9 protein-coding genes are annotated in these 11,679 nt (G+C 47.4%); 5 read left to right on the top strand and 4 right to left on the bottom strand.

What is annotated here, in order from left to right; translation table 11 throughout:
* The first annotated feature begins 13 nt into the window (after nucleotides 1-13).
* Nucleotides 14-1,288, top strand: a complete 1,275-nt coding sequence (locus tag SEDOR53_RS0114385; RefSeq protein WP_026770349.1) for a DUF2851 family protein — start codon at nucleotides 14-16, stop codon at nucleotides 1,286-1,288.
* Between the two features lie 3 nt (nucleotides 1,289-1,291).
* On the opposite strand, the gene SEDOR53_RS0114380 is transcribed toward SEDOR53_RS0114385, so the two are convergent.
* Nucleotides 1,292-1,696: an OsmC family protein gene (locus SEDOR53_RS0114380; RefSeq protein ID WP_026770348.1), complete on the bottom strand. Its 405-nt coding sequence runs from the start codon at nucleotides 1,694-1,696 to the stop codon at nucleotides 1,292-1,294.
* A gap of 44 nt (nucleotides 1,697-1,740) precedes the next feature.
* Between SEDOR53_RS0114380 and SEDOR53_RS0114375 the strand changes: the two genes are divergently transcribed.
* Both SEDOR53_RS0114375 and lipA read left to right on the top strand, forming a co-directional pair.
* Nucleotides 1,741-2,571 (top strand): hypothetical protein, encoded by an 831-nt coding sequence (locus tag SEDOR53_RS0114375; protein WP_157576839.1) that lies wholly within the window; start codon nucleotides 1,741-1,743, stop codon nucleotides 2,569-2,571.
* A 36-nt stretch (nucleotides 2,572-2,607) separates the two neighbouring features.
* Nucleotides 2,608-3,558, top strand: coding sequence for a lipoyl synthase (gene lipA, locus SEDOR53_RS0114370; RefSeq protein ID WP_026770346.1), 951 nt, complete (start codon nucleotides 2,608-2,610; stop codon nucleotides 3,556-3,558).
* Here the strand turns inward: lipA and SEDOR53_RS0114365 are convergent.
* Nucleotides 3,527-4,495 (bottom strand): ROK family protein, encoded by a 969-nt coding sequence (locus tag SEDOR53_RS0114365; protein ID WP_026770345.1) that lies wholly within the window; start codon nucleotides 4,493-4,495, stop codon nucleotides 3,527-3,529. The genes lipA and SEDOR53_RS0114365 overlap by 32 nt on opposite strands.
* 11 nt (nucleotides 4,496-4,506) lie before the next feature.
* Nucleotides 4,507-5,955 carry an MFS transporter gene (locus SEDOR53_RS0114360; protein ID WP_026770344.1) on the bottom strand — a complete coding sequence of 483 codons (1,449 nt, stop codon included), beginning with the start codon at nucleotides 5,953-5,955 and terminating at the stop codon, nucleotides 4,507-4,509.
* A 125-nt stretch (nucleotides 5,956-6,080) separates the two neighbouring features.
* Between SEDOR53_RS0114360 and SEDOR53_RS0114355 the strand changes: the two genes are divergently transcribed.
* Both SEDOR53_RS0114355 and SEDOR53_RS0114350 read left to right on the top strand, forming a co-directional pair.
* A complete protein-coding gene (locus SEDOR53_RS0114355) occupies nucleotides 6,081-7,496 on the top strand; it encodes a glycogen synthase (RefSeq protein ID WP_026770343.1) in 1,416 nt (471 codons plus the stop codon).
* Nucleotides 7,497-7,516: 20 nt separating this feature from the next.
* Nucleotides 7,517-8,803 carry a glucose-1-phosphate adenylyltransferase gene (locus SEDOR53_RS0114350; RefSeq protein WP_037361389.1) on the top strand — a complete coding sequence of 429 codons (1,287 nt, stop codon included), beginning with the start codon at nucleotides 7,517-7,519 and terminating at the stop codon, nucleotides 8,801-8,803.
* Between the two features lie 66 nt (nucleotides 8,804-8,869).
* Here the strand turns inward: SEDOR53_RS0114350 and SEDOR53_RS0114345 are convergent, their stop codons facing one another.
* A complete protein-coding gene (locus SEDOR53_RS0114345) occupies nucleotides 8,870-11,677 on the bottom strand; it encodes a pitrilysin family protein (protein WP_026770341.1) in 2,808 nt (935 codons plus the stop codon).
* Between the last annotated feature and the right edge of the window lie 2 nt (nucleotides 11,678-11,679).

Below are 11,679 nucleotides of genomic sequence, written 5' to 3'. Positions count from 1 at the left end.
TTAATGAACAGGCATGAACGAGCGGTTGTTGCAATTCATCTGGCAGTTCCAGTATTTCAATGCGAAGGAGTTGTTTACCACGCAGGGAGAAAGGGTGGTGATAGAGCGTTGTGGTATGCTGAACCTGCACCAGGGTCCCGATTTCTCGGAAGCATGGATACATATCGGGAATACTACCTGGGTGGGCGCTGTAGAACTGCACCTGCTTGCGTCTGACTGGAACAGGCACCGGCATTATGATGACCCATATTATCAAAAGATCATCCTGCATGTAGTATGGGAAGAAGATGAATTATTGTTCGATGGCTACGGGAACAGGATACCTACGCTCGAACTGAAACATAGGATCGCTGCTTCTTTGTTGCAGCGTTATCGATGCATCATGGATAATCCCATGCCTGTTTCCTGTGCTTCTTTTTTACCTGCACTCACCCCACTGGCATGGTATGCATGGAAAGAACGGCTGGCTGCTGAAAGACTGGAACAGAAAGCCATGCAGGTACTCGAAACATTGCAGCAATGCAATGGCGATTGGGAAGAAGTCTGCTGGCGTTCGATTGCCGGCAATTTCGGTGGTAAAGTGAACCGCATATTGTTTGAACAGGTGGCAACTGCATTGCCAGTGCGATTGTTGGCGCGTCATCGCAATCGCAGAACACAACTGGAAGCCCTTTTAATGGGGCAGGCCAACCTGCTGGGCCATGCCGGCAAGGATGCATATGGACTTTTACTGCAAACGGAATATGCATTCTACAGGAATAAATACAAGTTGGTGCCATCCGCTTTGCCGGCCGCTTTTCTGCGTATGCGACCTGCATCGTTTCCCACGATACGGCTGTCCCAACTGGCTGCATTGTTCCATCGCTGCCCCTCATTTTATTCATTGTTCTGCGAAGCACGGTCAGTTGCTTCATTGTCAACTGTATTTGCAGATATCGCAGCAGATGATTACTGGAACACGCATTACCACTTCAAAGAAGAAAGTAAATCGCAACCCAAATACCTTGGCCGGTATATGGCCGATAACCTCATCATCAACACGGTGATCCCGCTTTTATTTGCCCATGCCACTTATCATAACGCTGCACATCAAAAAGCCGACCTGCTTTCCTGGTTACTGGAATTGCCTGCTGAGCAGAACAGGATTACCAGGGAATGGCAGACCATGGGCATAACCATCCACTCAGCGCTGGATTCACAGGCGATGACGGAACTCAGTAATCATTATTGTGCAAAGAAAAGGTGCCTGGTATGCGCGGTGGGCAATAAAATACTCAATGCCGGTTAAAGGTTACCAGTAGAAAGCGATATCGAGCGCTACATCGGGATGCAGGCTTCTTTCAACAGGACAGGTGCGCGCCGTTCTCTCGAGGATCTCTTTTGTTTTTTCATCTACATGCAAGCCGGCAGGCATATACATGTGTGCTACGATCTTGCCAACGCGACGAGGGTCGCTTACCATTATTTTGGTTACATCCACACGGGTCCCATCCAACTCAATATTCATCGTTCTTGCCTTGATGGCCATGGTAGTAATCATACAGGTGCCCAAAGCTGTCGCTACAAGGTCGGTAGGAGAGAAACGTTCTCCCTTCCCCTGGTTATCGGTAGGCGCATCGGTCTCTATAACAGTTCCGCTCTGCAGGTGCGTAGCAGTGGTACGCAAATCACCTTTATAAATAATTTGTGAAGTCATTGCATCAAATTTGCCATAAATTTACAGCTATCAAACCAAACGATGTGAAGAAGCTAATTTTTATTCCGTTCATACTGGGTTTCATGATCGTATCGGCGCAACAAAAGCAGCTTTCGAAAGAGGCCGCTGAAAAAGCGCAAAAAAAAGCTGAGAAAAAAGAAAGGATCAATCAGTTGATCAAACAGGAAGAAGAGGGCGCGCTCATTTTTCAGAAACAGAACGCTTATGGCTTCAAATTCAACACCGATGGATGGGGTATTTTTTATGAGCATGGTAAATACAAGACCATCACTACTACTAATATTTGGTGGATGGAGTTTGGCGAACACAAACATCCCAAAGAAGATAAAAGCTCCGCTTTCAACAACAATGGATCGGGCTTCACCATCATCTCCAATTATGTGTATGGTAAGCGCAATAACTTTTATCATTTCAAACTGGGCTTCGGTCAGCAGAAACTGATCGGGGGTAAAGGCAATAAAAATGGTGTGGCTGTGTCGGCCATTTATGGCGGCGGTATTACTGCCGGATTACTCAAACCTTATTACCTCAACATACTAAATAAGTACGACGGCAACAAAGCGCAAAGCATCAAATACAATGGCAGCAACGATAGCCTGTTCCTCGATCCTACGATCATTACCGGCAGCGGCGGGTTTTTCAAGGGATGGGGCGAAGTGCAGGTAGTGCCCGGAGCGCACCTGCGTACTGCATTACGCTTCGATTATGGAAGGTACAATGAATTGCTTTCGGCTATTGAAGTGGGACTGAACGCCGAATATTATTCCCAGAAAATGCCCATCCTGGTGCAAGTGCCCGATAAAAGCTTCTTTTTCAACGCTTATATAGCCCTCACTTTTGGTAAGCGAAAGTGACTTATTTTTGCATAGAACCAGATTAAGAGGCGTTCCATGCAAGAGTTACCCGTAGTTCCCAAAGTTGATACCAACGAACATAAACTTCAAAAACCCAATTGGCTTCGTGTAAAGCTGCCTATTGGCGCCAGTTATAAGCACGTACGCGGACTGGTGGATACCCATAAATTACATACCATTTGTGAAAGCGGCAATTGCCCGAATATGGGCGAATGCTGGAGCGAAGGCACTGCCACTTTCATGATACTGGGCAATATCTGTACCCGCAGTTGTGGTTTTTGTGCCGTAGCCACCGGCAGGCCCGAACCGGTGGATTGGGATGAGCCGCAGCGTGTAGCGGAAGCCATTCACCTGATGACGGTAAAGCATGCCGTGATTACGAGTGTAGACCGCGACGAGCTCAAAGACGGCGGATCCATTATATGGTTCAATACCATCAAAGCGGTCAAAGCCCTCAACCCGGGTACCACGCTCGAAACGTTGATCCCCGATTTCAGGGGCAATGCAGAACAGGTGCAACGCATCATCGATGCTGCGCCTGAAGTGGTGAGTCATAATATGGAAACAGTAGAGCGTTTAACCAGGCAGGTACGCATACAGGCTAAATACCGTCGCAGTCTCGATGTGTTGCGTATGTTGAAAGAAGGAGGCATGCGTACCAAAACGGGTATCATGCTGGGACTGGGAGAGACCAAAGAAGAAGTGATCCAAAGTATGGAAGACCTGCTTACAGTAGGTTGTGATGTACTTACCCTGGGGCAATACCTGCAACCTACCAAAAAACATTTAGCTGTTCAGCGTTTCGTGCATCCCGATGAGTTTGCTGAACTGCGTGAAATAGGATATGAGCTCGGTTTTGATTATGTAGAGAGTGGTCCGCTGGTGCGTTCCTCTTACCATAGTGAAAAACACGTCATACCCGGATGGGGAAAAGAAAAATGGATGCAGGAAAAACTTACCACACCAACGCCGACGCTCCTAGTATAGCAGCATCTGCCGATTTAAGGTGACTCACCAAAATCCGCACTTTATTCTGGAACACCTGTATGAGGGTGTTTTCCATGCTTTCGCGCGTAGGTTTCAGTATCATATCACCAGCTTTGGTAAGGCCTCCGAAAAGAATAATAGCTTCCGGACTGGAGAACATGACAAAGTTCGCCAGGGCGATGCCCAATATCTTACCGGTATATTCAAATATTTCTTTGGCCAGTTCATCGCCTTCCATGGCGGCATCGTGTACTGCTTTGGAGTCAATGCTGTCTTGCGGTAGGGCGCGAAGCAGGCTGGGTTTGGGGCTTTTCTCCAGGAATTCCAACGCGGTGAGGCGTACGCCTGTTGCAGATGCATAACTTTCCAGTGATCCTTTTTTACCGGTGCCTTCGTGCAGGCGGCCGTCTGGTATGATGATGGTATGTCCGAGTTCACCGGCAAAACCATCATGCCCGTATATAAGGTGCCCATTGGCTACGATACCGCTGCCCACACCGGTGCCCAGTGTGATCATGATAAAGTCCTTCATGCCCTGTGCCGCACCATACATCATTTCACCCAGTGCAGCTGCATTGGCATCATTGGTGATGATCGCGGGTATTTTGAACTTGTCTTCGATCAGCTTACCCAATGGGATAATGCCTTTCCAGGGCAGGTTGGGTGCGTATTCAATGGTGCCGGTGTAATAATTACCGTTGGGAGCGCCTACGCCGATCCCTTTGATGCGGCCTATGCCGCCGGCCTGCTCAATGAAAGGATGCAGGTTGTTGTATAACTCGTCAATGAAACTGTTCACATCTTTGTGAATCCGGGTTGACATATCGCTCGAGAAAAGTATATTACCTACTTCATCTACAATTCCGAATTTGGTGTTGGTGCCACCGATATCGATTCCAATAGCCAAAGGCTCTACACCCTGCGTTTTCTTCACCATGTATATTTTTTTTAATGAGCTCCACTTGTTTTTATATCATAATCAATTCCCTGTGCTTTCAAAATAGCTTTTGAACGGATTGCGTAAAACGCAAGGTAAGCAAAACACGCTACGCCTACCACATAGCTATACCGGATGCCCAATATATGATCCGAAGCTACCCATCCTTGCAGTAAACTCACCAGTCCGCCTCCCATAATCATCATAATGAGCATGCTGCTTCCCTGGTTGGTATGTTTACCCAGACCGGCGATGGCCAGGGTGAAAATACAGGGCCACAATGTACTGCAGAAAAGTCCAACACTGATGAATGCAAACACACTGGTCTTGCCTTCTGAGAGCATGCCGATCACTAATGCTGTAATGCCCATCGATGCAAAGATCAATAACATCCGTGCAGGATTACCTTTGCTGAGGATATCACCTATGATCATGGCAATGATCACAAAACCGTATACATAAAAGGAGCTGATATCGTGCCGGGCAATAGCGTTCACCGCAAGGAAAACGGCAAATGCCAGGTAAGGCATGAGAAAATTAAGAATTTTTTTAGCTCCCATGCTCACACTGAATGCACCCACAGACGCAGTCCAGCGACCCATCATAAGACTGGCCCAATAGAGCGATACGAAGGGTGCGATCTTATCTGTAGGAATGTTCATATGCTGCCGCATGTATTCGGGCAGGTTGGCGGCGGTGGCCACTTCCACGCCTACATATACGAATATGCCGATCATGCCCAGCCAAAGTTGAGGGTATTGAATAGCCGAAGACCGGTGCATCACCTGCTTTTCACTGTCGGCCTCGTGTGCTGCCACATCTTCCAGGTCAATTTTATTGGGGATGGATGAAAACTTAAAGAACAACGCCACCAGGATGAAAGCGGCGCCGAGGACGAGATAGGGCACTTTCACACTTTCGATGCTGGCGGTACCGGAACCACTGGTAACACTGCCGAAGATGGCAAAGCTTACCAGTAATGGGCCGATGGTGGTACCGAAGTTATTGATACCTCCTGCCATGTTTAGTCTTTGTGAACCAGTTTTGGGATCGCCGATCACAATGGCGAGTGGGTTGGCAGCAATCTGCTGAAGCGAAAAACCCAATCCTACTACAAACAGCCCGGTAATCATCAATGTAAAAGAAGAACTGTTGGCCGCAGGATAGAACAGCAGTGTACCAATAGCTGAAATAAGGAGCCCAAGGGCAATGCCGTTTTTATAACCCATTTTATTCAGCAGGTCGTGCTTAATCGTTTTAGATATGCCAAAATAAATAAGCGACCCTACGGTGTAGGCTACATAAAAAGCCACAGATACCAGCATGCTCTGCGCCTGCGACAGGTTAAAAGCTTTTTTAAATACCGGAATGAGTATGTCGTTACTCGCGGCTACAAATCCCCAGAAAAAGAAAACAGAAATGAGGGTGCCGAACTGCGACCATTTGGTTTGTTGGTTCATGGTAGACAAGCTGTTTTAGACAGGGGCTGCAAAATAATCAAAAATAAGATGGAAAAATTTAAATACGAGAATTGAATGAATGCTTTTAGTTACTAACTTCAGAGCAAATCTTTCAAAAGCGTCTCATGGAGATCATTCATGTCAGTGCAGAGTGTTATCCCGTAGCCAAAGCGGGCGGATTAGGCGATGTAGTAGGGGCTTTACCCAAATACCAATGCAAAGCGGGGCATGTAGCCAAAGTGGTGATGCCCATGTACCGGACCAAGTTCTTATACGACAACGAGTGGACGGTAGATTTCAAAGGAAGTTCCAACCTGGGAAACTGGTTTTTCGACTATACCATCATCAAGGAAACCACCAATAAGCTGGGGTTCGACCTTTACCTGGTAGACATCAACGGGCTGCTCGACCGGCACCGGATATATGGGTATGATGATGATGTGGAGCGTTTCACAGCCTTCCAGATCGCTGTAGTGAACTGGATGAGCAGTTGGGAGCACAAACCCCGCGTGCTGCACTGCCACGACTATCATGCCGGTCTGCTGCCCTTCATGATGCAGCATTGCTATGATTACCGGAAGCTGGCATCTATCCCCACCGTGCTTACCATTCACAATGCCCAATACCAGGGATGGATGGGGTGGGACCAGAGTAAGTATATACCGCGGTGGGACCTGTGGAAAAGGGGCATGCTGGATTGGAACGGTAATATTAATCCATTGGCATCGGGCATCAAGTGCGCCGATAAAGTAACCACCGTGAGCCATAGTTATATGGATGAGCTGCGCTCGAATTCGAACGGACTGGAAAAATTATTCGAATACGAAAAGGGAAAATGTGTGGGCATTCTCAACGGAATCGATAATGAAGTATGGGATCCTGAAACGGATAAATACCTCGATCATCATTTTTCTGTTGCCACCGCAAAGACAGGCAAGCAGCAGAATAAAGAGTTATTGTGCAGGCGGTTTGGTTTGGATCCCAACAAACCATTATTTGTTTTCATTGGCCGGCTCGTGGGCGAAAAAGCGGCCGATGTATTACCCGATGCGATCCGTGTGGCCATTGATCACACACAGGGCCAGGCTTCTTTCCTCGTACTGGGCAGTGGCGAAACGCAGGTGGAATGGCAGTTCCAGCAAATGAAAGAGCCTTATGCCGATGTGTTCAATGTGGTGATAGGATATGATGAAGCATTGAGTCACCTGATGTATGCCGGCGCTGATTTTTTGTTGATGCCCAGCAGGGTGGAGCCATGCGGACTCAACCAGATGTATGCCATGCGTTATGGAACCGTTCCCATTGTGAGAAGTACAGGTGGTTTGCAGGATACGGTGACGGATATGGGCGATCCCGGTGGGTTTGGTATCCGCTTCAACCATGCGAATATTGAAGACATCGACTATTCGATCAGCCGTGCCGTATCGGTATACCAACACCCGGCGCATTTGGATACGATGCGCAAGCAGATGATGGAAATAGACCACAGCTGGGAATCTGTAGTAGAAGCATACCTGAAGCTGTACAGGTCATTACGATAACCTAATAAAACCGCTATACGATGAGTACGATTTCAAAATCAGTTCTGGCCGTGATCCTGGGAGGAGGCGCCGGAACAAGACTGTTCCCGCTTACCGCGAGCCGATCCAAACCCGCTGTACCAATTGCCGGTAAATACCGCCTCGTTGATATCCCTATCAGCAATTGTATCAACAGCGATATCAATCGCATGTTCGTGCTTACCCAGTTCAACTCGGCATCGTTGAACAAGCACATCAAGAATACTTATTTATTCAGCGCCTTCAGTACTGGTTTTGTAGACATACTGGCTGCCGAACAAACACCCGAAAACAGCGGTTGGTTCCAGGGTACGGCCGATGCGGTGCGACAATCGCTCCGGCATATTTCGAACCACGATTTCGAGTATGTACTTATCCTGAGTGGTGACCAGTTGTACCAGATGGATTTTACCGAAATGCTCAAGGCGCACAGAACAAGTGAAGCGGATATCTCCATTGCTACTATTCCAGTAACGGAAAGGGAAGCAACGGAGTTCGGTATCATGAAAGCGGATGCGAAGAGCTTCATTACATCTTTCATTGAGAAACCGAAAAAAGAGTTGTTGCCCGATTGGGTAAGCGACACCGGGGCCGAGATGCAGCAGGCAGGCAGGCATTACCAGGCCTCGATGGGTATTTATATTTTCAGTAAGAAAATGCTGTATCACCTGCTTAATGAAGTACATCCGCAAGCAACAGATTTCGGGAAAGAGATCATCCCCGATTCCATTGCAAATTATAAAGTGATCAGCTACCAGTATGATGGTTACTGGACCGATATCGGGAACATCTATTCCTTCTTCGAAGCCAACCTGGCGCTGACACAGGATATTCCACCTTTCAATTTATTCGATCATACCAAGACGGTGTATAGCCGCTCCCGCATGTTGCCTCCTGCCAAGATCAGTGGCACCACGCTGGAAAAAACCCTGATCGCGGAAGGGTCCATTATCCATGCCAGCAGGCTGGAACAATGTATCGTAGGCATCCGTTCGCGCATAGGAGCCGGTACTACCATCGTTAACAGTTATGTTATGGGTAACGACGGGTATGAAACCATTGAAGAAATGAGCACGGATGATTCCAAAGGAATACCCAGGATGGGCATTGGCGAACGTTGCTTTATCAAGAATGCGATCATAGATAAGAATTGCCGCATTGGCAATGCCGTTCAGATCAACGGAGGAGATCACCTGGCTAATACAGACCATCCTTTGTATGCGGTGAAAGACGGTATTGTGGTGGTGAAGAAGATGGCTATTCTGCCGGATGGTTTTGTAATTGGATAAAAAATGTTTGATCGTCATCCTTCGCTCGCTCAGGGTGACATTGCTCAGGATGACGACCAGGCATTTTTATTTATCCTCAGGCAGTAAGACAAATTTGGCCATATTGGCTTCATTGAAATATTGATTCGCAAGTTCTTTCGTGCGCTCTACGGTAATTTTCTTAACGAGTTGCGGCGCTTCCAGTATTTTTTCGGGATTTTGCTTGCGGAAGATCTGCTGTTCCAGTTTGTAACGCCAATAACTGTTTTCCTTGAACTCGGTTTCGAGGCCACGGGTTTGTTCGGCTATCACTTTTTCAATGTTGACCGGGGCAACGCCGTTGGACTTGGTATGATTGATTTCATCCATGGTTAGTCCTATCAGCTTGTCTACGTTTTCGGGTGCGCAACCAAACTGTATACCGATGCTGTAATTGTTCACCGGTTCTCTGCTCAATCCACCCGAAACGCTTACACCGTATACGCCACCTGCGTCTTCACGCAGCACTTCTCTCAAACGGATGCCCAATGCTTTACACAACTGGCCAATTTGCAGTTCGTCGAGGTCGTTGAAAGCAGCGCTGTTGCCGGTGAAATACAACCGTACACTGGCTTTGCTTTCTTTTCCTTTTTTCACCACTTTGTTGATGACGCCTTGCGGATAACGCAGACCTACGTCTTTCCAGGTGTCTTGTTTGCCGGTGGACGGGAGAGAGGCAATATATTTTTCAACCAGCGGCCTGATACTGTCCAACGTGAAATTGCCTACAAACGTAAACAGGAATTGTCCGCCGTTAGAGAACCTTTCTTTATAAATATTAAATGCGCGGTCAAGCTCCAGTTGTTTCACTGCTTCCAGCGTAACAGGTTTGCGCCTCGGGTGATAATTACCCATTACATAGCCCACTGTATCGCCAAATACACTGGCCGGGTTTTTATCCTTATTCGCCAACTGTACCTGCATCTGCTGCTGTACTACTTTGAACATACTGCTGTCTTTACGTGGCGCTACAAAATAGCCGTATAACAACTGCATGGCTGTTTCCAGGTCTTTCGTGGTGCTGCTGCCATTCATGCCCTGCATGTAATTACTCATGGAAGGCGCTACGGTGCAGTTCTTTCCCGCCATTTCTTTTTGCAGGCTTTGTATATCCAGGTTGCCCATGCCACCTGTTAATGCAATCAATGAGGCGTTGGTTGCATTCATATAGTCGGCATCGCTGTAAAGTGAAGTACCGCCCCAACTGATGGCCGAGAATTGGATATCGTCGTTTTTAAATGTGGTAGGTTTGAGCACAACATGCGCACCGTTCGATAAAGTCCATTCAGTAGTACCAATGGATTCGTATTGTTTCTCGGCCGTTATTTTGCCCGGAACGGGTGCAACCGGCAATAACGGACCTGTTGCCATTTTATCTTCATACTTTTTTAACGAGCCCAAAGGTTTGTTCAGTATATCCAATGCAGCCGTACTGCTGATCAGGTTGTTTTTTTCTTTTTCGGGTGCAGTAACGATAATAGAACGATCGGTCTTTTTGATCCACCGGCTAATCAGGCTGTTGACTTCCTGCAGGGTGATGGTAGGTAGGAATTTCTGGTATAATCCATACTCATATTCAATACCGGGGATAGATTCCTGTTTCAAATAATTACGTACCAGTTCCTGCAGCAACTCTGCCGATTTGGTCTTGTTGCGTTCTTTGTACAGGTTCTCTATGTACGACATGCTGGATTTAACGGCACGGTCCAGTTCGCTTTGTACGAAACCGTATTGCCTTACCCTTTCATTCTCTGTTACGAGGGTTTCCATGGAAGCGGCAATGTCTTTACCTGTTTTGGCTACGGCCAGCAAACTGAAAGCATCTTTATCGCCAATGAAACTACCATAGCTACTGCTTCCGAAAAGGAAGGGTGCATCGGGCTTTTGTGCGATCTCATCCAGCCTGCTGCTCATCATTTGATTGAACAGTCCGCGTACAATAGACGCACGGTATTCACTCTCTGTTTTGGCAGCAGGTATTTCCGGTTGGGTATAATAGATCTGTACCACGTTATAAGGTTGCTCCGGATCGGTAAGGATGGATACCCTGGTTTCTGTATGAGAGGGAATGCTGAATTTTTTCCTTGGTTTGGGATTGACAGCCCTGGGTATTTTCGCGAAATGCTCTTTGATCATCCGCTCTGTTTCCGCTACATCCACATCGCCTACTACAATCACCGCTTGCAGATCGGGGCGGTACCAGTCTTTATAAAAACTGGTGAGCGTATTGTAATGCGCTGTATCAATATTTTCCTTGGTGCCAATGGGCAGTCGCTTGGCATACTGTGATCCCTTTAACATGACCGGGAAATATTTATCACGGAGCCTGGCATCGGCGCCGCGGCCCAATCGCCATTCCTCTACAATTACACCGCGCTCTTTGTCTATTTCGGTATGCTCAAAGCTAACGAGGTGTGCCCAGTCTTCCAGTATCTGCAAAGCCTGTCGGTATACAACAGGACTATCCGTAGGCACCTGTAGTTCATATACCGTTTCGTCGAAACTGGTGTAAGCATTCAGGTCGGCGCCGAAATTCACGCCGCTTTTTTCGAGGAAGTCCACCAGCTCTTGTTTCTTGAAATGTTTCGTACCATTGAAACACATGTGCTCAACGAAGTGCGCAAGACCTACCTGTTTATCGCTCTCCAGTGTAGATCCGGCATTGACCACCAGTCTCAGTTCCGCCCTGTTTTTTGGTTCCTGGTTTTTACGGATATAATAAGTGAGGCCATTGGAAAGCTTGCCTATTTTAACTTCCGGCGAAACCGGCAGTACTTTGTCTTTTACTGTTTTGTTTTGTGCAGCTAGTTGTACAACAACCAGCAGAAGAACGAGCAGCATCTTTATCCGTTGCATAG

The organism is Asinibacterium sp. OR53 (genome assembly GCF_000515315.1).
GTDB lineage: Bacteria > Bacteroidota > Bacteroidia > Chitinophagales > Chitinophagaceae > Sediminibacterium.
This window is presented reverse-complemented; position numbering and strand designations above follow the sequence as displayed.